This is a genomic window from Methylobacillus flagellatus KT, from assembly GCF_000013705.1.
Taxonomy (GTDB): domain Bacteria; phylum Pseudomonadota; class Gammaproteobacteria; order Burkholderiales; family Methylophilaceae; genus Methylobacillus; species Methylobacillus flagellatus.
The window spans coordinates 1,436,293-1,458,276 of sequence record NC_007947.1; the positions used below are offsets into that span (position 1 = coordinate 1,436,293).

Consider the following 21,984-nt stretch of genomic DNA (forward strand, 5'->3'; position numbering starts at 1 on the left):
CTGATTCTGGTTGAATGCTTGAGTTAGGTAGACCACAAATGCTCCTTATTTTCTGGGGTCAAACTCATAACTTAAACTGATCCAAAATGCTCTTGGAGCTCCAGGCGCCAAGAAGTTGGTGGTAAGCCAATCATTGGAGTTGTGGTTATAACCATCAGGGCCGATTGCACCATAGACCGATGGGGAAAATGGATTTCTCCCCAAACTGCCAGCGTTGAAATATTCTTTATCCAAGATATTGTTCACCCTCAAACCCAGTGTCCATTCGGAATTGAGCTTGTAGCTGGTTTGCAAGTTAAAAGTTATGTACCCCGCTACCGTGCCTGCTGAAGTAGTAGGGCTGCGCGCAATCTGACGTACTGCACCTGTCGCAGTATCTTCATAGCTGTCTATCAAGGTTACGCCTGCTCTATGTTTATTGTTTTCATTGCCTCGAACATAGGCCATGGAGTGGCCGATAGCAGTTAAGCCAATCTGCCAGTTTGAGGTAATTGCGTAACTTAATGTTGCATTGAGATTGTGGAGTGGTACACCAGGCATACGGTCACCCGGAGTGACCTGAATGCGGCGGCCGAATTGATTATTGCCGATGACATTTTCAACTGAACTGCTATTGTCATTTGCCGCCATCCAGAAGGTGTCTTGGAAAGTGGCATCAGTAAGAGCATAGTTGAGACGTAGTTTTAATTTATCAAAAGTGGCAGTAATTCCCGCTTCTATGCCTTGCCTTCTGGTATTTCCTATCGTGTCAAAAAAGCTTCGGTTACCTGGAAAAGTGACCATGTAAATATCGTCTTTTAAATCTGTACGATATGCGCCTAAATTCCATTCAATATTTTCATTCAACTTGCCTCGCAAGCCGATATCAAAAGTTTGTGCTTTGATCTGAGGTAAATAGGGGTCGCCAGATAATGTGGTTGGCAGTGAGCATGAACGATTTTGGGCTAAACTACGCTCAAGGTACTTTCCCGGGCCAATTTGAACTGGTGTGTCGTCAAACGCACAACCTAATTCAATCACTGATGGGACGCGAGTGCCTTGTGACCAGCTGCCATAGATATTGAGATTATCTTTGGCTTGCCAGCTTATTCCCAGAGACGGGTTAAGTGAGTAATAAGAAAACTTTTCTTTTTCGGGATCATTGAGTATACCGGAAGCGTCCGGAGTGATATATCCAGTGGTGGGGCAAACGCCATTTCTGCATACCCCATAATCATCCGGGAAAGCTTCAAGATCGGAAAGGTCATATACGTTATAACCAAAAGTACGCGAAGCAATTTTGTTTTTTCCTTTTGTCGCGTTATAACGTGCAGAGCCGGTGATGTGAAAGGTTTCTATAGGGCTCCATGTCTCACTGAAATAAATACTCTTGGTGACTTGTCTGCCACTAAAGTTATTATTGCTGATCGATTGATCAGCTGCGGCATATTGATCACGGATTGCATCTGGCGCTAGATAAGCATCGCGTTCGGCATCAAACAAACCAAGCATTTGGCTGCTTTTGTACCTTGCTGAAGGCATATCAACCGAGGCCCCCACCATGAACTTATGCTTTTCAAAATTCCAGTTGAACTGGATGGATGCGCCTTCAGTGACTTGGGTGATGTTGGTATCTGTCAATATGGAAGTGGGTGTGCCTTCCACCACGCCAGGTGCGGTTCCTCCCGGCTGAGCCGCCCCATCCACGAATGTAGGGTCTGTAGTATTGCCATATGGCACTTCCAATGGGTCTCGCCCGGTGAGGTCGGTGCCGTCCGCCCCCCATTTCCACTCTGCGCAAGTCGAAGCATTATTCGGGAATACAGGTACTACTACGTGTTTGACGCCATCGTCCGTGTAGTAGTAAAAGTTCGACATGGCAATACCGGCTTGAGAAAAAGCATCGCCGACGAATTCGCGGTATTGGAGTAGAACTGATGGATCATAAACCCACCCTGGTTCAAATCCACTGCCAACAGTGGGCTCCCCCATTGAAGTATCCGGAGGGGCGCCATTTTGGGCCATATAGAGCAGCCGTGCCCGGTAATTTTGAAAGGGACCATAAAAATTCCTTTGCGCGCCGGCAATGAATGCTGCCGCTTCTTCTGGCAACGGTTTGTTGAATGACTCTTCAGGAGGATTTCCGGAAATGAAATCCCAGAACTGTTGATTTGCTGCCATATCACCAAGATCGGACGGATTGCCCAAGTCAATGAGGTAGTAATCGGGCAAGCCATAATCATTGGTACTGTCAAACAGGCAGGTAAATTGCTCGCCTGGGCGTAGATTTCTTTTAACTGTTTGTGTGCCATGTTGCGTATATACATCAGCTCCCAGGGATTTTCTTTTACTATTTCGTCGATAAGCTTGTGCTGTAATTGTGAAGTTATCATTGACGAAATAACTGCCTGAGAGTTGGAACTGCCATAGACGGTTATCGGTGGTATCAGGAGAGGTAAAGACTCCATTTCTATCCTGTTTATACATCTCATTTGGCATCAGGCCGTTGCCGATCAGGTCGTTCCAGACCACAAGGGAACTAAGGTTTAGGTCTAGCTTGTCGGTGCGGTAACTACCCTTGCCAAAAACCTGATTAACCTTGCTGGGAGAGTTCTCACGCCAGCCATCCTCGAGGAAGATATTCGCTGCAGCAAAACCTGCCACAGTGCCATTGTTCCAACCACCTTCGGCTTGAAGTTGGCGCCTACCAAATGAACCAGTCAATATTTCTGCATTGACTTCGGTATTGTTGAAACCATCCTTGGTTTTCATGGAGAGGGCACCGCCCAGGGTGCCTAAGCCGAAGATGGGATTGGAGCCGGGAAAGACGTCGAAGCTCGCTAGCGCATTCAGGGGAATCATGTCCCAGTTCACGACGTCACCGAAAGGTTCATTCACGCGGATGCCGTCAAAGAAGACTGACAAGCCTTGTGGCGTCCCGATCTGGGGACCTGCTGTAAAACCTCGGTACTGGACGTCCATCTGGAACGGGTTGCCTTGGTAGTCGTTGACGTTGACCGATTGCAGTTTGGAGTTCATTAGGTCAGTCAAACTTAAGGCATGGGCTTCTTTGATATCTTTGGCTGTGAGGCTCTGGACGTTGCCGGGAATTTCTTCTTTAGTTAATCCTAATCCAGGTAAAGGGCCGATTTCATAAAAACGCTTGGCACGTACTTCCACGGCATCTACTTGCTGGAAGTCGATCGCGGATTTTTCTGCTGCAGGCTTGATGACGGCATTGTCTTTATCAATCGTGGATTCCAGCCCACTGCCTGCGAGCAGCAATCTGAGAGCTTCGTCCGCTTTCATTCGGCCTTTGACGGCTGGAGCGGTCTTTCCTGTGGCGAGCTTGCTGTCGAAAGCGACACTAATGCCTGTGGTGCGTGCGAGTTGCTTGAGTGCTGCATCCAGCGGCTGGCTGGGGATATCGATGTTGCTGGGCGCGAACGAGCCTGTGCTTTCATTGCTGTTGGGCAATGTTGTGTCGAGCTCGGCTGCATGTGGCTGAAACGGCATGATTCCGACCATTGCCGTCAGCAGTACAGCGCTTTTATGGCTATAAACGCGGTGCAATGCATGTGATAGCTTCTTGAATTGTAGTTGTTCATGAAAAGTTCTCCCTCTCTTGCTCATCCCTTGCTCCATATGTGTATGTTTAATAATTTTTTATTCTTGTTTTTGTGATCGAATTTCTCGGCATTGAAGGCACGGCCTGACGCCAGGCGGATTTCTTCAAGTCGGATGAAGAGTGCAAGATTCGCCCTTCATGTTTGTTTAACCGTTGAGTTTGAGAAACCCTGACGGCATTTTTTTGAGAAAAACTGAAAATTGATTGCGGCGATTAATTATCTATTTAAAACAATAAGTTAATCGTAAGGGGGATTTTCCTGACTTTTTTGGGATTTTTGGAAGGGGGATTGGGAGTGTAAAAAACTGGTTTTATTTAGCAGCCGGCAGTGCGGCAAGAGGGATGTCGATTGAGGCGGCAGAGTTAGTATGAAAACCTTGCTATGTCGGGCTATAACCAGACATGAATAGGAATTCGCTTGGTTTTTTTAGCTTTCCAGCTAAACCTTGGTTGGAATATTGCCGTTTGCCTACAAGGAAAACGAGAGGGTGCCGAGCAATATGATGAAGAGCAGTGCGGTCAATGCGATCACCATACGGTACATGAGCTTGAAGATATCCAATTTAATTCTCCTGAAAAATCGGTCTTACTACCGATATAACCGCCAGGGAAACAAAACCCTGATGTCTGTGATGAAAATTCGGGAATATTTTTATGGCGACTTGAAAGTAGGAAGGGGCAGGTACCAATACATTCTCCGCTCATGCGTGATGATTTGTTCCGACCTATATCTTGCAAACGAGCGATGCCTGTATGAAACAGTGTCGCAAGATGCTATTGCTTACGGGAGGCTTGGGTTTTCTTTGGCGTCAGGAGGGTCATGTCGCCCTCCGTGGTGACCTTGACCGGAGCGATGACAGGCAACTCTTTGATGAAGCGCTCTACATATTTAGACTGGATGACGGCAGTGATGCTGACGTCCTGTTGGGCGGCGAACTCGGCGCTGACCGGCAAAGTACGGTAGCGGGAAAGGGTTTCCGCGATTTCCTCCAGGCCGGCCTGGTCGAAGGTGATGGTGCCGTACTCAAAGCTGAAGGCATCCTCCGCTGAGCGTTGCAGGCGCTTGGCCTCGCCGTTGAGGTTGATTTCCGCCACTTCATTGTCTCGCAGCGTCAAGACGTGCTCGGCATAGCGGTTGGGGGCGGTTTTTTCTGTGGTCAGATATTGCTGAGGCTCGATCCGCACCACGCCATGGTCGACGCTGATCCGCACTTTGCTGCTGAATCTGTTGACGGCAAACCGGGTGCCCAGCACGGTGATCCGGGCAAGACCGCTATCGACGACGAAGGGCCGGTCGGGATTTTTTGCGATATCGAAACTGGCTTCGCCGCGTTTCAGGATGACGCGGCGTTCTTTGCGGGTGTAAGTGACTTCAATATCGCTATTGGCATTGACCATGAGCTTGGTGCCGTCTTCCAGTACCTGGGAGCGGATCTGGCCGATTTCGGTACTGGCCGCCATGTGCATGGTAGGTTCGTTCTGCCATGACTCGTAACCGTAATAGCTGGTGATGCCGAGTGCGGCAAAGAACATGACGCTGAGGGTGCGGGTGATGACGGTGCGTATTTTTTTGCTGCGATCGGTCTTCTCGATGAAGATCTTTTGCTGCATGGCGCTTTCAAGATGCAGCAAGCGGTCGGAGGAATCCAGGTCCTCCCATAGGGCGCATACTTCCTGATAGGCACGTTGGTGCGCAGGGTGGGAAAGCAGCCATTCCTCAAAACGGCTGCGCTCGGGATGCTCGGTATCGGCATCCTGCATGATGACAAACCACTTGATGGCGGCTTGGCGTGCGCTCCGTTGTGCAGGGCTATGGCTCATTTTCTTGGTTGGCGGCAGCGCCTGCAAAGGCGCTACCCGGACATGGCTAATTGATCAGGTCTTTTGCTTCGAGCAAGTCTAGCATGGCGCGCATGATATGTTTCTGTACCATGTTGACGGAGATACCCAGTTTTTCGGCAATTTCCTGTTGGGCCAATCCCTCGATGCGGAACAGCACGAACACTTCCTTGCAGCGTGCGGGCATGTGGTCGATGATGTTGAGCAGGATGGAGAGCCGCTGCTGCATATCGAGCAGGTGTTCGGTGGAGGGCGCCACCGGCTGCTCAAGCTCATAGCTTGCGCCGATCTCTTCGTCCACCAAGGGCAGGAAGCGGGATTGGTCCTTGTAGCCATCGACCAGCAGGTTGCGAACGATGGTGCGCAGGTAGGCATGGGGTTGTTCCATGCGCCCGGCATTGCTGGAGATGGCAAATCGGATCAGCGCATCGTGCAGCACGTCGCAAGCGGTGCGACGGTAGCCTGTTTGACGGTAGATAGTAGGCAGCAAATCTGAGTAAGCCCAGTGTAAGTCGATACCATGCCATGTTGGATTACTTCTCATGCTGAACTACTCTTAAAAAGACAATCTTGCTAAAAATATAGCAATAAACAGGCCTAACGCGTCAGTTATTTGTAAGGATGTGATTTGTATAGCATTGCAGCAATATCTTGTTTTGTTTAAAGCGGATTTTGGTTGCAAATGTGGTGGCTGTTTGCAGCCAATTGGTTGTAAACAGCCAACTGGCTTTATCCGGGGATGGCTTTTATCAACGGCGGCAACATTGCGCAAACGGGGCGTAAGCGGTGATAATCAGGCATGAGCCATCACTTCGAGTCCATTTCTTTCTGTGGAACGCAGCCGGGAAAACGCCTGATTGTGCTGGGTGGCGTACATGGCAATGAGCCTTGCGGCACGCTGGCAATCCGCCGGGTGGTCGACGAATTGAAGAGCGGTGCGCTCACTATCCTTGCGGGCAGCGTCACATTTGTGCCGGTCTGCAACCCGCTGGCGCGGGCACAATATACCCGTGCGGGCGAGCGCAATCTCAACCGCAAATTATTTCCCACAAAGAACCCGCAGCAGTTCGAGGACCATGTAGCCAATTGGCTTTGTCCGCTACTGGCCAGCCATGACGTACTGCTGGACTTACATTCCTTCCATACCCCAGGTGAGCCGTTCGCCATGCTGGGGCCCAAGAATAACCAGGGCAGCCTGGAGCCTTTCGAGCATGATGTCGAGGAAGAGGCATTGGCGCGGCACCTGGGCGTCAAGCTGTTCGTGGATGGTTGGCTGGACACTTATGCCAATGGCGTGGCTCAACGCCAAGTTCGATTGGACAAGGAAGGTGCCGATGTGCGTTACGGTGTGGGCACCACTGAATACATGCGCTCACAGGGCGGCTATGGCCTGACACTGGAATGTGGGCAGCACGAGGATGCCGAGGCGCCCGCCGTCGCTTACCGGGCGATTCTGAATACATTGGCGTGGCTGGGATTGAGCGGACATGATAAGCCCGAGGAGACTCGGGGCAGGAGAACCTTGCGTTTGTTTGAGGTCGTGGACAAGCATCATGCCAGTGACCGCTTGGCGCGTGAATGGCGCGGCTTTGAGCGCCTCGAAGCCGGAACGCTGATTGGAACCCGGCATGACGGGGAGGAAATCCGCCCGACTGAAACGGTTTACATCGTCTTTCCCAATCCCGGAGCGGAACCGGGAAGTGAATGGTTCTATCTTGCAAGAGCGGTTGAACGGGTGTGATACTTGATGCAATGAGATATGAATGGAGGTCAGGATGAAAAAACTTTCTGTAGCCATGCTGGGCATGGGCTTGCTGCTCGCCCAAAGCGCCGGTGCAGATTGGACACTGGACAATGAGGCATCGGTCCTCAATTTTGTGTCAATCAAGAAAAACACCATTGGCGAGGTGCATCGGTTCAGCCAGCTGACCGGCACGATCAGCCAGGATGGGGCTTTCAAGGCGAGTATCAAGCTCGCCAGCGTGAATACGAATATCCCGACCCGGGACGAGCGCATGAAAACCATGCTGTTCGACCTCGCCAACTTTCCCCAGGCCGACATCACGGGAAAGACCATCAATGCATTCAAGGCACCTGCCGCTGGCGAGGTCAAGACCGAGGCCGTGAAGCTGCAGCTTGCCATCAATGGCAAGACGATTCCGCTGGAAACACGCTTGCGCGTGGCAGGGCTTGGCAAGCAGGGTTTGCTGGTCAGCACGATAGAGCCACTATTGCTCGATGCCGCAGCGCTCGGGTATGGCGAGGGGATAGATAAACTGCGCGAAGTGGCGCAGCTGCCCTCCATCAGTACAGTGGTGCCAGTGACGTTCAGCCTGGTATTCGAGCATCAACGCTAAATCAATCCACAGCGCAAACTAACAGTAACAAGCCAGCAGACTGGCGAAGGAGGTTCTCCCCATGGCAAATAGACACCTACTGGCACAGAAGGCCTGGCGGGCATTGACCAGTCTGCCTTTTCTCATGGTGCTCGGGTTCTGGGTTTCTTATCTTCTGTTCGGCTACTTTGCCATTAACCCGATTGCCCAGCGTCTGCTGCCATGGGTGGCCGAAAACAAGCTGGCCAGCCGTCTGCAGGTGGAGCGTGTGGATTATGATCCCTTGCGGATTGCGCTGACGGTAAACCAGCTGCAATTGACGACGCCGGAAGGCGTGTCGCTCGCAGGGTTCGAGCGCCTGCATGCTGATCTCGAGCTGAGCGGGCTCTTCCGTCTGGCTTGGCGACTCAAGGATATCCAGCTGAGTGCGCCACATGTCAGTGTCGAGGTATTGCCTGGCGGCGAAAGCAACTGGGCAAAATTGATTGCCAAACTCAACGAAAACCCGGACGAAGAGAAAAGCGAAGGCATGACGCGCTTGCTGGTGGATCATATCCTCATTGAGCGCGGCGACATCGAATACATGGACCACAACCGTCCAGAGCCATTCCGGGCTGTGCTTGAGCCATTGGGGCTGGAGCTGGACGGATTTTCCACATTGCCCGAAGACCTTGGCGATTACGCCATCCTGGCGAAACTGCCGGAACAGGGCGGCACATTGAAATGGAAGGGCGAGCTTGGCCTCAACCCGATGGTGTCCAGCGGCAAGGTCGAGCTGGAAGGGCTGAAATTGGCGAAACTGCTCGAAGTGCTGCCGCCCGAGGCATTGCCGGTCAAGTTGGAGGCTGGCCTGCTCAGGACACGGCTGGATTACCAATTCGCACTCGTGGAGGACAAGCCAGAGGCAACTATTCGAAATTTCAGCCTGGCGCTGGATGAGGCGGCCGCCACCTTGTTGCAATCTCAAGCGCAGCAAGGCAAGGTGGCGCTCAAGCAACTGGCGGTTGAATTGCCGAGTCTGCAGTTCAGGATGAACGACCAGGCCCAGATGCAATTCGACGCGCTCAAGCTGGTGCTTGACGGCCTCAAGCTGGCGCAGGATGACAAACCGTTGCTGGATTTGCCTGCCGTGACGGTCGCGGATGTCGCGCTGGACCTGCAGGCGCGCAAGCTCGATATCGGCAGCTTCAGTATCGAGCAGGGCGAAGTGAAAGCGGTGCGACAGCGGGATGGCAGTGTGAATTGGCAGCAGCTGCATATCGCGCCAGAGCAACCTGAGCAGCAGCCTGCCGAGGTCGAGCCGGATGCTGAGGCTGCAGTAGATACAGAAACTCCATGGAGTATTCACCTGAACCAGGCCAGGATTGATGGCCTTAAACTGGATTATCAGGATGAAACCTTCAAGCGGCCCCTGCAGGTCGCGGCTGACAAGCTCTCGCTCAATCTGGCGTTCGCCAGTGAGCAGGGAAACAGCAGGGTGGAAAGCTTGCAGGGGAGTATCGGCCCTTTCTCTGTGCGCTCGGGTGCAAATGGCAAGCCTGTCGCGCGCCTGGAGAGTCTGGTTTTACAGGGTGGGCAGGTTGACCTGGCAGCGCGCCAGGCCGGCTTGGAGGCGTTAGTGTTGAAAGGGCTGAGTGCGGATGTGCTGCGAGATGCCAAGCAGGTCAATTGGCAGGCGATTCTGGAGCCTGCTCAGTCATCAACATCGCAGAAAACCCAACCTAAAACAGCACGAGCCGAGCCAGGCACGGGTGAGGCTCCCTGGGCGTTCGACCTCAAGCGCTTTGCCATCGAGGACGCAGGTCTGCACTTCCGCGACCAAAGCGCGAACAGCCCTGTGGCCCTGGACATTGAAAATGCCAATCTCGAGGTCAAGGACGTCAGCTTGGACACCAAGCGGGCGCTGCCTGTCAGCCTGGCGTTCAGGGCAAAGCAGGGGGGGAGCTTCAATGCCAGCGGCAAGCTGGCGCCAGCACCCATGCAAGGCGATATCAAGGTCAAGCTTGCAGGGTTTTCGCTCAAGCCTTTTGCCCCTTACGTCAACCAGTTCGCCATGCTCAAGCTGAACAGCGGCGCGGTCAGCACGCAGGGCGACTTGAACCTCAAGCAGGGCCAGAAGCTCGCAATGCAGTATAAGGGTGGCTTCAGCGTCGACAAGCTGGATATCGTGGAGGAGGATACGGGGCAGGCATTCCTGGGATGGCGCAGCTTCTCCACCAACAGTCTCCGACTGGGGCTGGCGCCCGATAGCCTACGTATCGGCGAATTGAAGATCAGCGAGCCGCGCGGCAAGTTCATCATTTACGAGGACCGCACGCTCAATGTCAAGCGCATCTTGCGCGAGCAGCCGGCAGACGCCCAAGCCCAGGCTGTGCCATCTCCGGTTGCTGCCCAGCCCGCAGCCCAGGCTGCCGAGCTGTTCCCAGTCGCGATCGAACGTATCCGCATCGACAATGCCAACCTCGAATTTGCCGACCTTTCGCTCACGCCGCAATTTGGCACCCATATCAACAGTTTGTCCGGGGTGATCAATGGCATGTCCACCAACCCCAGCACAACAGCTCAGGTGGAGCTGGACGGCAAGGTGGATGATTATGGCTCGGCAAGGATTCGCGGTTCTGTGCAGCCGTTCCAGGCTACGGAATTCACCGATCTCAAGCTGGTATTCCGCAACCTGGAAATGAACCGCCTGACGCCATATTCCGGCAAGTTTGCCGGGCGCAGGATAGATTCCGGCAAGTTGTCGGTCGACCTGGAATACAAGATCAAGAACCGCCAGCTCGCGGGCGAGAACAAGTTCATCGTCAACAAACTCAGGCTGGGTGAGAGGGTGGAGAGCGAGGATGCGGTGAATCTGCCGCTGGACTTGGCGATTGCCCTGTTGGAGGACAGTAGTGGCGTGATCGACCTCGACTTGCCGGTGTCAGGAAGCCTGGACGATCCAGAGTTCAGCTACGGCAAGATCGTCTGGAAGGCGGTGGTCAATGTGCTCAGCAAGTTGGTGACTTCGCCGTTCCGGGCATTGGGCAACTTGCTTGGTATCAGCTCCGAGGCACTTGAGGCATTGGTATTCGATCCGGGAAGCGCCGAGCTTGCGCCGCCGGAGCAGGAAAAGCTCAAGGTGATCAGCGAAGCCTTGGCCAAGCGGCCAGCCCTGATTCTCCAGGTAGCGCCCGTGATCGACGAGCAGGCTGACGGACGCGCCTTGCAGGAGCAGCTGGTACGCAACCAGGTGGCTGCCAAGATGGGGATCAAGCTGCAGCCAGGTGAAAAACCGGGGCCGATAGATACGTCGAACAAAAAGGCGAGGTCTGCGCTGGACAAGCTAGCCAAGGAGCAGTTGCCGCCGGACATGCTGGATGCCATCAAGGCGAAAAAGAAGGAAGACAAGGATGAAGCGGCCTATTACATCGCATTGCTTGACGCATTGAACAAGCAGGCCAAGATCGAAGCGTCTTCGCTGGAAGCGCTTGGCAATGCGCGCCAGGAAGCCGTTCAGCGCTATTTGCTGGAGACATTGGCCCTTGATCCCGGGAAGTTGCAGCTCATGCCGCTGAACAGGCAATCAACAGACGGCGGCGAGGTGAAAATGCCGCTGGAACTGGGTACGGCCCGCAAGGCGGAGTAAGCGGTACGCACTTCTGCCGCGTATGATGGTCGTATGGAATATGGCTAGGAGAGGGATTGAGCTTCAGCGCATAGCGGCCTTTGAATATGCATGCATGTCAACCAGGAGGAGATCGTCATGAAAGTGGATATTTATAAAAGTGCGACCAGTAGCAATAAGTATATTTCGGTCAAGGCAGGCGCGGATATTTCCAAGGTGGAAGTGCCCGACCCCGACTATGCCAAGCTGATTCACCAGACGGCAGATGTCGAGGTGGATGAAAGCCAGGGACATGTGCATTACGATGCTGCCTTGATCATCAAGGATATTGAGCAACACGGCTATCACCTTCACCACGTCAAGCGCAACTTCAGTTGACGAACAAAAAGAGCGGCTTGGCCGCTCTTTTTAATTCTGTATCCCTAAATCAAGTATTCCTAGGCTCAGAGCTCACCGAAGTTCGGGTTTTTCATGTCTGTCTGTGCAAAAAAGTGGCCCAGCCGATCGCGTTTGGTCAACAGGTATTGCAGGTTGTCCTGGTTGGGCTGGATGACCAGCGGAATGCGCTCAGTGACAGTCAATCCCGCTTGTTGCAGGCTGGAGACTTTCTCCGGGTTGTTGGTCAGCAGGCGCAGCGAGTGCACGCCCAGATCCTTGAGGATATCCACGGCGGCGGCATAGCTACGCTGGTCGATCGGCAGGCCTAGGTGTAGGTTGGCATCGACGGTATCCAGGCCGCGGTCTTGCAAGGCATAGGCATGGATCTTGTTGGCAAGCCCGATGCCGCGCCCCTCGTGCCCCTTGAGGTAAAGCAGCACGCCCTGGCCGGCTTCCGCGATCATGCTCTGCGCCAATACCAGCTGTTCGCCGCAATCGCAACGGTTGGAGGAGAAGATGTCGCCCGTCAGGCATTCGGAATGCACGCGTACCAGCACGTTCTCATTGTTGAGCACATGGCCTGCCACCAGGGCGACATGCTCCTGGCCGGTTTGTACGTCGTGATAGACATGGATAATGAATTGACCGTACTTGGTGGGCAGGGTGGATGAAGAAATTTTACTGATCGTGCTCATATGGGTAATGCAATGGTTGAGTGCTGCTGCGAAACGCAGACAGGCAGATTAAAGTAAATCTGCCCATGACGCCAGGGTTTGTTGCCTTTTGTTGAGGGGCTGGCGCGCTCAGGCTGGCGTTGAGATGTCGTTATTGGCGTCCTTTTCGGTATTGAGTTGGGAATAAACGCATAGTGTATCGGCATTAAGTTTTTCTGGTTTAAATTTAAATTAATTCATATGGTTACATTGAAAACTTAAAGTCATCACTTGCTGATGGAAAAGCAGGATGAGGAATGCATGCTGAGCTGTCAGCATGGGAGTACGCATTGTAGCGGTCTGCTATTGGATGGCGATGGTTCCACGGCTCATGAAGCCTGCCATTCGCCTCCCAGCACCTTGAACAGGTTGATGCTGTTGGTCAGGCTCAATTGCTTGAGCTGGACTAGCTGCTGCTCGGATTCGAAGAGGCTGCGCTGCGCATCCAGCAGCTCAAGGTAATTGGCAACGCCTTTGTCATAGCGGCGCATCGCCAAGCGCAACCGCTCGCGGTCGGCATCCGCAATGCGGGTTTGCGAGGCAATCTGCGCTTCTATTTGTTCGCGGTCAAGCAGCACGATGGACACCTCGCTGAACGCGGTTTGAATGGCTTTTTCATATTCCGCCACTGTGATTTCCTTGCGTACGCGCGCCAAGTCCAGGTTGGCCCGGTTGCGTGCGTGGTTGAATATGGGCAGGGTGAGTTGCGGGCTGAATGCCCAGGCTTTGTCGCTGCTGCTGGAAAAGAGGCTGCTCAGGTGCTCGTTGACCAGGCCGACATTGGTCGTGAGCTGTATGCGCGGGAAGAAGGCTGCCCTGGCAGCGCCAATGTTGGCATTGGCAGCTTTCAGCCTGTGCTCGGCTGCCCTGATGTCGGGGCGTCGTTCCAGCAAGGTGGAGGGAAGTCCGACGGGCAGGGGGCTGAACGCAATGCGGTCGAGCCGCTCCTGTGGCACGGTGATGGCGAGGCCGGGCTGGCCAGCCAGCAGCTGCAATGCATTGACCGCCTGCGTGTATTCGCGCTGCAAGGCGGCAATGCTGGCCTGGGCGGTTTCGAGCTGCATTTCCGCAGTCTTGAGGTCCATGGCGTTGTCCAGGCCTGCCTGATGGCGGCGCAGGATGCGGGAATAGGCCAGATTGCGCGCATGTTCAGTGTCCTTTGCCAGGGCCAGCCGCTCGGCCAGGGCGCGGATATTGACATAAGAGGCCGCAACTTCAGCAATCAGGCTGGTTCTGGCGGTCTGCTGGGCTTCCTGCGTGGCCAGGTATTGTTCCAGCAAGGCGGTGGTCAGGCTCTTGACCCGGCCAAAGAAGTCCAGCTCGAAGCCGCTGATGCCGACACTGGCGCGGTAGAGGTCAACGTCGAAGGTCTGGCCTTGCGCAAATATCATCTTGCTGCGCTCATAGGTGCCAGTGGCATCCAGGGTGGGCAGCCGATCTGCGCGTTGTATGCCGTATTGCGCGCGCGCTTCCTCGATGCGCAGCGCTGTCATGCGTAGGTCACGGTTGTTTGCCAGGGCAATGTTGATCAGTTTCTGTAGTTCCGGGTCGGTAAAGTATTCCTGCCAGCTCGTGGGCAATGGCAGGATGTCGGCATCGGCGTTGATTGGATACTGCACCGGCACCGGCGCTGCTGGCCTGTGGTATTCCGGATTAAGCGAACATGCGCCCAGCAGCAGCCCTGTGGCGAATACGATAGGTTTCAATGCGTGGTTCATGCAGACTCCCGCGTATGGTGTTGCGGTCGCTTGATATAGCGACCGATCACGGCGAAAAACAAGGGGACGAGGAAGATGGCGAGCAGGGTTGCAGTGATGATGCCGCCCAGCACGCTGGTGCCGATTGCCGACTGGGCGCCGGAGGCGGCGCCTGTGGCAATGGCCAGCGGCAATACGCCCACGCCGAAAGCCAGGGATGTCATGACGATGGGGCGCAGTCGCAGGCGGGCAGCTTCCAGTGTCGCTTCCATGAGTCCCATGCCGTCGGCATAGAGGTCCTTGGCGACTTCCACGATCAGGATTGCATTCTTGGCGGAAAGGCCGATGGTGGCGATCAGGCCGACCTTGAAGTAGATATCATTGGGCATGTCGCGCAAGGTCACGCCCAGCAATGCACCGAGTATGCCCAAGGGCACCACCAGGATCACGGCCAGGGGAATCAGCCAACTTTCATATAGCGCTGCCAGTGCCAGGAAGACGATCAGCACGGACAAGCCGAACAGCATGGGTGCCTGTGCGCCCGAGCGGCGTTCTTCCAGGGATTGGCCTGACCAGTCGTAGCCAATGGTGCGGGGCAAGCTGCGGGCAATGCCTTCAATCGCTTGCATGGCCTCGCCGCTGCTGTAGCCGGGGGCGGCATTGCCGTTGATGGTGAAGGACGGGTAGCCGTTGTAGCGCGTGAGCTGTGGCGGGCCGGAAATCCATTCCAGTTGCACGATCGAAGATAAAGGCACCATGCTGCCATTGCTGCTGCGCACCCTGAGCTTGCGGATATCCTCCAGTTCCAGCCTGTCCTTGCCGTCCGCCTGCATGATGACGCGGCGAACCTGGTTGCCGTGCATGAAGTCGCCGATGTAGTCGGAGCCGAACATGGAGGCCAGCGTGATATTGATCTCATCCATGCCTACGCCCAGTGCCTCGGCCTTGCGGCGGTCTATGTCGAGGTTCACCAGGGCGGCCTCGGGTAAGCCTGCAAAAATGAGGTTGGTCAGTACCGGGCTTTTCATGCCTTCGCTCATGAGCTGGTCCTTGGCGGCAAGGAATGCCTGGTAGCCTGCCGAGCCACGATCCTGCAGCCGCAGGTCGAACCCGTTGGAGGAGCCCAGCTCGGGAAGTGGTGGGGTGTTGACCGCGAATACCGTGGTGTTTTTCAGCCCCATGAATTGCATATTGACGCGGTCTACAATCGCCTTGACATGCTGCCCGGCATCCTCGCGTTCCTTCCAGTCCTTGAGGGTGGCGAAGATCATGCCGCTGTTGGAGCCGGTGCCATAGAAGCTGAAACCGCCGACCTCGTAGACGTATTTCACCGGCTCGTTCTCATTCAGGTAATGTGCGATGTGTGCCAGTGTGCCCATGGTTTCATGCATGGTGGCACCGGCCGGCAGCAGCACGGTAATCATGAAGTCGCCCTGGTCCTCATCGGGCAGGAAGGCTGTGGGCAATCGCACGAACATGAATACGACCACAGCGATGATGGTGCCATATACCACCAGCCACCTGATGGGACGCTTGATGATGGCACCGACGCGCTGCTGGTAGCGGCCGGTCAAGGCTGCAAACATCCGGTTGAACCAGCCGAAGAAACCGCGCTTTTCATGGTGGTCCTGGATAATAGGCTTGAGCAGTGTAGCGCACAGGGCAGGCGTGAGCGAAAGTGCGAGAAAAGCGGAAAAGGCAATCGATACGGCAAGCGACATCGAGAACTGGCGGTAGATGTTGCCGACCGCGCCGCTGAAGAACGCCATGGGCACGAAAACGGAAATCAGCACGACGGTGATGCCGATGATCGCGCCGCTGATCTGCTTCATGGCCTTGATCGTGGCCTGCAACGGCGGCAGGCCTTCTTCTGCCATGATGCGTTCGACGTTCTCTACGACGACAATGGCATCATCGACCACGATGCCGATGGCCAGCACCATGCCGAACATGCTCAACACATTGATCGAGAAGCCAGCCGCGAGCATCACGGCAAACGTGCCAAGCAGGGCGATGGGCACGACGATGGTGGGAATCAGCGTGGCGCGCAGGTTTTGCATGAACAGGAACATCACCAGGAACACCAGCACGATGGCTTCCAATAGGGTATGCACGACTTTCTCGATGGAAATCTCGACAAAAGCGGAAGTGTCATAGGGAATCTGGTAACTGACGCCAGCCGGCAGATAGCGCACGAGCTCATCCATGGTGGCGCGAATGCGCTTGACGGTGGCGACGGCGTTCGAGCCCGGCGCCATTTTGACGGCCATGCCGGCAGCGTTATTGCCGTTCACGCGCGACACGAACGCGTAATCACTGCCACCGAATTCTACCCGCGCGACGTCTTTGAGCAGGATGGCCGAGCCGTCGGCCCTGGTACGCAGCGGAATGCGCTCGAAGTCTTCCGGCGTTGTCAGGGCGCTGTCGGAAATGACATTGGCGCTGATGGGTGCGTGGTCTGGCACCGCCCGGTTGCCCAAGTCGCCAACCGTGACACGGGCATTGTGGCTACGGATTGCAGAGGCGACATCGGAAGCGCTGAGGTTCATTGCAGTCAGTTTGGCGGGGTCGGGCCAGATACGCATAGCGTATTCCGGGCTCCATATCTGCACCTTGCCCACGCCCTCGACGCGCCGTAATGCCTGCAGTACGTTGGCTGCGGCCAGCTCGCCCAGCTCGATCTCGGTCAGGCGATTGCCTTCGGAGGTGAGGGAAACAATCAATTGGATGCTGTCTGCGGATTTCTCGATGAAGATACCGTTGCGGCGTACGACTTCCGGCAGGCGCGCCTCCACCGTCTTTAAGCGGTTCTGCACTTCCACCGCCGCCAGATCCGGGTTGGTGCCCTGGCGGAAGGTGAGGCTGAGCGAAGCCGTGCCCGGGCTGCTGGTGGCCGAGATATACATCAGGCCGGGCGCACCGTTCATTTCGCGCTCGATGATGGCAGTGACCGATTCCTCGATCACCTTGGCGGACGCCCCTGGATAGGTGGCGGAAATGTTCACTACTGGCGGCGCAATGTCCGGATATTGCGCGACCGGCAGGCCGCGGATCGCGAGCAGGCCCGCCAGGATGATCAGTAGGGAAATGACCCAGGCGAAGACTGGGCGTTCAATGAAAAATCGAGCCATGAATTCTCAGTCCGTCGATAGGGATGAAGGCTTGCCGCCGGGTTCGCGGTCACGCACCTTGATTGCAGTGCCGGGAGCCATCATGGCCGGGGTGGTGACGATCACGCGCTCGCCGCCCTTGAGGCCGCTGGTGACAACCCAGAACCCGTCACGCATGGCATTGGCCTCGACGTTAACCGCCTGCACCTGCTCGTGATCGTCGACGATCATGACGCTGCTCGATTCCGCCGTGCGGACAAGCGCATCGCGGGGTACCAGGACCGAGGACGGGTTTTCTGCCTGTTTCAGCTTGACCTGCACATACGCCCCTGGGAGCAGTTCACGTTCAGGATTCCTGAACAGCGCCCGCATGGCCACGGTGTCGGTATTGCTGTCCACGGCAAGGTCCGAAAAGAACAATTTGCCGGGATGCTGATATTCAGTGCCATCCGGGAACAGCAGTTTCACCTCAATGCTATTTTGCGCCACGCCTTTCATCCTGCCGTTCCTGATGGCGCGCTGCAGCGCCATCACATCCGTTGCCGGCTGCGAGAAGTTGACGTAGATGGGATCGATCTGTTCGACGGTGGTGAGGGGCGTAGGGGAATCCAGTCCTACCAGCGCGCCCTCAGTAACCAGCGCACGGCGGGCGCGCCCGTCGATCGGGGAAGTGACCTTGGCGTAGCCGAGGTCCAGGTTGGCCTTGTCCAGTTGCGCCTTGGCCGTCAGTACTTGCGCCTTGGCCTGCAACTCCTCGGCAACGGCCGCCTGGTAATCACGCTCGCTGACCGAATGGTCGCTGGCAAGGTCGCGATAACGCTCCAGCTTGTCCAGTGCATTGCGATGGCTGGCTTCCGCACTTGCCAGGACGCCGGCTGCCTGGTCGCGCGCGGCAGTCAATAGCTCGGGGTTGATCAGGAACAGGGGCGTCCCTTTTTTTACTTCCTGGCCTTCCTGATAAAGGCGTTCGGTGACGATGCCAGCGACACGGGCGCGGACTTCAGCCTGGCGATAAGCCTCCAATCGTCCGGGGACCGAGACTTCGACCGGGATAGTCGCGGTTTGGGTGATATATACCTCGACTTCCGGAATGCCAGCATTTCCTGCTGGGGGCTGCTCCTGGCTGCATGCTGTGAGGCCAAGCATGAGAGAGGCGAACAGCCACAATCGGCTGCGTCCAAATGGTGATGATGGCATAGGCGTACTCTATGAGCGTGAGTTGAAATGGTAGCTGGAATTGATTCAGCCGTTAAATTTCGTGCACTATATCATAATCATTCATGACTGATTAATTATTTCGGTATAATGACAGGGATTAAGTTGAAAATGAAACGGAGCTGCAGTGGCCAGAAAAACGAAAGAGGATTCCCTGCGGACGCGCTCCAGCATTCTGGATGCTGCAGAACGCGTCATTATCCAGCGGGGCATCAGCTATGCCACGATGGCGGATATCGCCCAGGCTGCAGGCGTGTCGCGTGGCGCGGTGTACGGGCATTTCGAGAACAAGATGGAGGTGGCCATCGCCATGTGCGAACGGGCATTGGCACTGGCGGTCGCGCCGGAGCGAAAGCCCGGCACATCGGCGCTGGAAACGCTTTATGAGCAAGGCATGTATTTTCTCAAGCTCTGCAGTGAACCTGGTCCGGTGCAGCGTGTATTGCAGATCCTTTATATGCAGTGCGATACCAACGAGCACAATTTGCCGCTGCTGGAAATCCGTGACCGTTGGGAAATGGAATGCCGTGAAGATGCAGAAACATTGATCCGCGAGGCGGTGGCCAGTGAAGAGCTGCCTGGAGATATTGACGTCGGCCTTGCCAATCTCTACCTCTTTTCCCTATTCGATGGCATCTACAGTACGTTATTCTTGGCCAATCGCATCAAGCAGGACCGCTGGCAAGTGGCCGAGGCGCTATACCGTGCTGGTTTTGCAGCCTTCAGGACGGCGCCCGAGCTGCGCAAGAAGGCTGCAGGTTAGGCAGCACCGTACAGGTGTTTGTAAAGGATCAGGCTGCCGATCCCGATCAGGATCAGTCCGCCGATAATTTCCACCGTATGTTTTGAAGCCGAACCAAGCACGCGGCCCAGCATGACACCAGCGCTTACCATGATGCAGGTCACGATGCCAATGGCGAAAGCCACGGGTACGATATCGATATCCAGGAACGCCAGGCTGACACCGACACTCATCGCATCGATGCTGGTGCCCAATGCCGTCATCGCCAGCAGGATAAAAGAGTGGCTACGTGATTTCTCCACGACTTTGCCATCATGCTTCAGTCCCGACCAGGTCATGCGGATTCCAAGAAAGGCAAGGATGCTGAAGGCGATCCAGTGATCCCATGCCGTCACGTAATCTGCGGCCACCCGCCCCAGGCTCCAGCCGACCAATGGAGTAGTGGCCTCGATCACGCCGAAAATCATGCCGGTACGCAGGGCTTCGATGATGCGAGGTCGGTGCAGCATCGCCCCTTTGCTGACGGCGGCAGCAAAGGCATCGGCCGACATGGCCAATGCCAGAAGCAAGGTTGAAACAATATTCATGAATTCAGTGTGGGGTTGGGCGTGATTAAATGGCCGCCAGACCGCCCAACCGGAACGTACTGGCATCCATTAGTCTCGCCAACCAGGATGGCTGCCCGCACCACGGCCAAGGCCGATCATGTTGATGGGGGCGCTTCGGAAAGAAGCAGGCTACTCCCTAAAGATTAGGCGCATTTTACTACAAATTACCGGCGTGGAAGAGGGCGAGCGGCGGGTGAACAGTTTTTGCATGCCCGACGGCGGCGATGGGAGGCTCAGGTTTTCGCTTTGCGACGGGTGCGGTCCTGGATCAGCCTGGCAATCCATTTGAGTGCAGTATCGAGTTTGTGGACGCCATAGTATCGCTTGAGGAAATATAGCCGGGTGGTGCGGCTCAGGTGCATGAGCTCGCGGTTGAGCGTGGCGAGATCCTGCAAGGTGCGCAACAGCGGAAATAGCCGGATGCGGGCTTTCTCCAGGTCGATCAGTGCCATGTCGAAATTGCCACTGGGGGTTTCCTTGACGAGAATATGCTTGGGGTAGAGGGCGCGATGCTGGAGGCGTGTCGAGTGAAATTTGCTCACTGCGTCCGCTACCGATGCCGCGAGCTTGCGCTGCCTGGTGATACTGACATCCGCCTTGAAAATGTCTGCAGCCAATTGATCAAGTGGAGTAAATCCGACCAATTCGGCAGTGACCAGGATGGCACTGACGTTGCGGCCTTCTTTCTTTTCAGAAAAGAAAAGAGGGGCCGGAACAGGCACGCCAAGCTTCAACAGGCGGAGCAGATGATGGTATTCGCAATAAAAGGTGGATACGCCGTGCCACGGGTGACGCCAGGTCCTGCGCATGAAGTTGTGCTGGCGCTTGAGAAAAGCGTAGAGGGGCCTGTTTCCATCTGCCGGACCCAACGGGGTCCTGCTGACGCCGCTCCAGCCCTGGCGATACACATTGGGCGCTTCAAACCATTCTCCGGGATGGTGCCAGAGCGTATCGAAATCCATTCCGGGTACGGTGACAGGCTTACGGTGTGGCATAAACACCTCAATGAAATGATGTCATTTGTCATTGAAATTTCATCTATCTTACCCATGGATGTAGCGAATGTATGCATTTTGAAATGCAAGAGAATGATTTTTTTATGGGAAATGCAATTTTTCGGTATTACTGCAACAGTGATTAAGGACAGGGTCGAACATGTGGCATTTTTCTCTGGAACTACTGCTGGGCTTGGTGGTGTTCGCAACAGTGACTTCCATTACACCAGGACCGAACAACCTGATGCTCATGGCCTCGGGCTTGAATTACGGCTTCCGGCGCTCGCTTTCCCATTTGCTGGGGATCAGTATCGGGTTTGGCGCAATGGTCTTGATCATTGGGCTGGGAGCACAAAGCCTGTTCGAGCGCTATCCATTGTTGCACGTATTGATGAAGTACGCGGGCGCGGTATATCTCTGCTGGCTGGCATTCCGGATTGCAGCGGCGCCGACGGATGGGGTGGGCGGCCCGTCAACAAACACCGCCAAGCCCTTCACTTTTTTCCAGGCTGCCGCGTTCCAGTGGGTCAACCCCAAAGCCTGGGTCATGGCAGTCGCTGCGTTGACAGCCTATTTGCCGCAGCCCTCAGGCACCGCTGATGTTGTCCTCTTGAGTGGCGTATTCATGCTGGTGAATCTGCCTTGTGTGGGGGCGTGGGCAGGGTTCGGGGTGATGTTGCGCCGTATCCTTTCCCAACCACGCAGGATGAGGATGTTCAACAGGGTGACGGCATTGCTTCTGCTGATGTCGATTTTCCCGATACTGACTACTCAGGTGCCATGAAAATGTGACACGTAATAAAAGACAGCCGGACTCAGCAGTAGGTTAAGGATGCTCAGGCAGTCGGTCAGCTGGTGGATGCGCAGCAGGTGGTGATGTCGTTTGAGGAAACGTATCCGAAACTGGCTTTTGTCTTCATTTTTCAACACCTTGATATCAAAGATGTAACGGTCGGTGATGAAGTTCATGCCCATGGAGACGGCTGTGCAGAGGATCAGGAATCCCAGTGCGATGAAAAACACACTGGGATCCTCCGCAACATCCGTCATGAGGACGGCGAGCAAAGGGAAAAGGTAGCCAACAAGCAACACGAGGAGGCTTGAATAAATATATCGCCTGGCCAGGGCACTGTATTC

General features: G+C 55.2%; 16 protein-coding genes. 7 read left to right on the forward strand and 9 right to left on the reverse strand.

From position 1 onward, the window contains the following. Positions 1–45 precede the first annotated feature (45 nt). The 3 genes from MFLA_RS06910 to MFLA_RS06920 form a co-directional block, all read right to left on the reverse strand. Positions 46–3,624, reverse strand: coding sequence for a TonB-dependent receptor domain-containing protein (locus tag MFLA_RS06910; protein WP_229407271.1), 3,579 nt, complete (start codon positions 3,622–3,624; stop codon positions 46–48). 757 nt (positions 3,625–4,381) lie between these two features. Beyond that, positions 4,382–5,428, reverse strand: coding sequence for a FecR family protein (locus tag MFLA_RS06915; protein WP_011479574.1), 1,047 nt, complete (start codon positions 5,426–5,428; stop codon positions 4,382–4,384). A 46-nt stretch (positions 5,429–5,474) separates the two neighbouring features. Then, positions 5,475–5,990 (reverse strand): sigma-70 family RNA polymerase sigma factor, encoded by a 516-nt coding sequence (locus MFLA_RS06920; RefSeq protein WP_011479575.1) that lies wholly within the window; start codon positions 5,988–5,990, stop codon positions 5,475–5,477. A gap of 255 nt (positions 5,991–6,245) precedes the next feature. On the opposite strand from MFLA_RS06920, the gene MFLA_RS06925 reads away from it, so the two are divergent. The 4 genes from MFLA_RS06925 to MFLA_RS06940 all read left to right on the forward strand — a co-directional run bounded on the left by MFLA_RS06925 (position 6,246) and on the right by MFLA_RS06940 (position 11,767). After that, positions 6,246–7,187: a succinylglutamate desuccinylase/aspartoacylase domain-containing protein gene (locus MFLA_RS06925; RefSeq protein WP_011479576.1), complete on the forward strand. Its 942-nt coding sequence runs from the start codon at positions 6,246–6,248 to the stop codon at positions 7,185–7,187. A gap of 34 nt (positions 7,188–7,221) precedes the next feature. Further along, complete coding sequence (locus MFLA_RS06930) at positions 7,222–7,803, forward strand: YceI family protein (protein WP_011479577.1); 582 nt, start codon at positions 7,222–7,224, stop codon at positions 7,801–7,803. 61 nt (positions 7,804–7,864) lie between these two features. Further along, positions 7,865–11,410 carry a DUF748 domain-containing protein gene (locus MFLA_RS06935; RefSeq protein WP_011479578.1) on the forward strand — a complete coding sequence of 1,182 codons (3,546 nt, stop codon included), beginning with the start codon at positions 7,865–7,867 and terminating at the stop codon, positions 11,408–11,410. Between the two features lie 90 nt (positions 11,411–11,500). Further along, a complete protein-coding gene (locus MFLA_RS06940; protein WP_011479579.1) occupies positions 11,501–11,767 on the forward strand; it encodes a hypothetical protein in 267 nt (88 codons plus the stop codon). Between the two features lie 65 nt (positions 11,768–11,832). On the opposite strand, the gene ribA is transcribed toward MFLA_RS06940, so the two are convergent. The 4 genes from ribA to MFLA_RS06960 form a co-directional block, all read right to left on the reverse strand. Then, complete coding sequence (gene ribA / locus MFLA_RS06945) at positions 11,833–12,462, reverse strand: GTP cyclohydrolase II (protein ID WP_011479580.1); 630 nt, start codon at positions 12,460–12,462, stop codon at positions 11,833–11,835. A gap of 347 nt (positions 12,463–12,809) precedes the next feature. Then, on the reverse strand, positions 12,810–14,198 hold the full coding sequence (locus MFLA_RS06950) for an efflux transporter outer membrane subunit (protein ID WP_011479581.1): 1,389 nt from the start codon (positions 14,196–14,198) through the stop codon (positions 12,810–12,812). After that, on the reverse strand, positions 14,195–17,308 hold the full coding sequence (locus MFLA_RS06955; RefSeq protein WP_011479582.1) for a multidrug efflux RND transporter permease subunit: 3,114 nt from the start codon (positions 17,306–17,308) through the stop codon (positions 14,195–14,197). Before MFLA_RS06955 ends, MFLA_RS06950 begins: the two co-directional genes overlap by 4 nt. Before the next feature lie 6 nt (positions 17,309–17,314). Then, the gene (locus tag MFLA_RS06960; RefSeq protein WP_011479583.1) at positions 17,315–18,484 is read right to left on the reverse strand and encodes a MexX/AxyX family multidrug efflux RND transporter periplasmic adaptor subunit; all 1,170 of its coding nucleotides are present in this window, start codon (positions 18,482–18,484) and stop codon (positions 17,315–17,317) included. Positions 18,485–18,629: 145 nt separating this feature from the next. Between MFLA_RS06960 and MFLA_RS06965 the strand changes: the two genes are divergently transcribed. Continuing rightward, positions 18,630–19,265, forward strand: coding sequence for a TetR family transcriptional regulator (locus tag MFLA_RS06965; RefSeq protein ID WP_011479584.1), 636 nt, complete (start codon positions 18,630–18,632; stop codon positions 19,263–19,265). On the opposite strand, the gene MFLA_RS06970 is transcribed toward MFLA_RS06965, so the two are convergent. Continuing rightward, a complete protein-coding gene (locus MFLA_RS06970) occupies positions 19,262–19,831 on the reverse strand; it encodes a manganese efflux pump MntP (RefSeq protein ID WP_011479585.1) in 570 nt (189 codons plus the stop codon). The two genes, MFLA_RS06965 and MFLA_RS06970, sit on opposite strands and share 4 nt — an antisense overlap. 254 nt (positions 19,832–20,085) lie before the next feature. Next, the gene (locus MFLA_RS06975; RefSeq protein WP_011479586.1) at positions 20,086–20,847 is read right to left on the reverse strand and encodes a lipopolysaccharide kinase InaA family protein; all 762 of its coding nucleotides are present in this window, start codon (positions 20,845–20,847) and stop codon (positions 20,086–20,088) included. Between the two features lie 160 nt (positions 20,848–21,007). Between MFLA_RS06975 and MFLA_RS06980 the strand changes: the two genes are divergently transcribed. Together MFLA_RS06980 and MFLA_RS14875 are read left to right on the forward strand one after the other, a co-directional pair. Then, the gene (locus MFLA_RS06980) at positions 21,008–21,631 is read left to right on the forward strand and encodes a LysE family translocator (RefSeq protein ID WP_011479587.1); all 624 of its coding nucleotides are present in this window, start codon (positions 21,008–21,010) and stop codon (positions 21,629–21,631) included. 71 nt (positions 21,632–21,702) lie between these two features. Continuing rightward, a complete protein-coding gene (locus MFLA_RS14875; protein ID WP_229407273.1) occupies positions 21,703–21,951 on the forward strand; it encodes a hypothetical protein in 249 nt (82 codons plus the stop codon). Positions 21,952–21,984 lie beyond the last annotated feature (33 nt).

Coding starts and splice junctions, on each gene's coding strand:
- MFLA_RS06950 (WP_011479581.1), bottom strand. CDS start 14,198: ATGAACCACGCATTGAAACCTATCGTATTCGCCACAGGGCTGCTGCTG.
- MFLA_RS06920 (WP_011479575.1), bottom strand. CDS start 5,990: ATGAGAAGTAATCCAACATGGCATGGTATCGACTTACACTGGGCTTAC.
- MFLA_RS06915 (WP_011479574.1), bottom strand. CDS start 5,428: ATGAGCCATAGCCCTGCACAACGGAGCGCACGCCAAGCCGCCATCAAG.
- MFLA_RS06960 (WP_011479583.1), bottom strand. CDS start 18,484: ATGCCATCATCACCATTTGGACGCAGCCGATTGTGGCTGTTCGCCTCT.
- MFLA_RS06925 (WP_011479576.1), top strand. CDS start 6,246: ATGAGCCATCACTTCGAGTCCATTTCTTTCTGTGGAACGCAGCCGGGA.
- MFLA_RS06930 (WP_011479577.1), top strand. CDS start 7,222: ATGAAAAAACTTTCTGTAGCCATGCTGGGCATGGGCTTGCTGCTCGCC.
- MFLA_RS06935 (WP_011479578.1), top strand. CDS start 7,865: ATGGCAAATAGACACCTACTGGCACAGAAGGCCTGGCGGGCATTGACC.
- MFLA_RS06975 (WP_011479586.1), bottom strand. CDS start 20,847: ATGCCACACCGTAAGCCTGTCACCGTACCCGGAATGGATTTCGATACG.
- MFLA_RS06955 (WP_011479582.1), bottom strand. CDS start 17,308: ATGGCTCGATTTTTCATTGAACGCCCAGTCTTCGCCTGGGTCATTTCC.
- MFLA_RS06910 (WP_229407271.1), bottom strand. CDS start 3,624: ATGGAGCAAGGGATGAGCAAGAGAGGGAGAACTTTTCATGAACAACTA.
- MFLA_RS06980 (WP_011479587.1), top strand. CDS start 21,008: ATGTGGCATTTTTCTCTGGAACTACTGCTGGGCTTGGTGGTGTTCGCA.
- ribA (WP_011479580.1), bottom strand. CDS start 12,462: ATGAGCACGATCAGTAAAATTTCTTCATCCACCCTGCCCACCAAGTAC.
- MFLA_RS06970 (WP_011479585.1), bottom strand. CDS start 19,831: ATGAATATTGTTTCAACCTTGCTTCTGGCATTGGCCATGTCGGCCGAT.
- MFLA_RS06940 (WP_011479579.1), top strand. CDS start 11,501: ATGCATGTCAACCAGGAGGAGATCGTCATGAAAGTGGATATTTATAAA.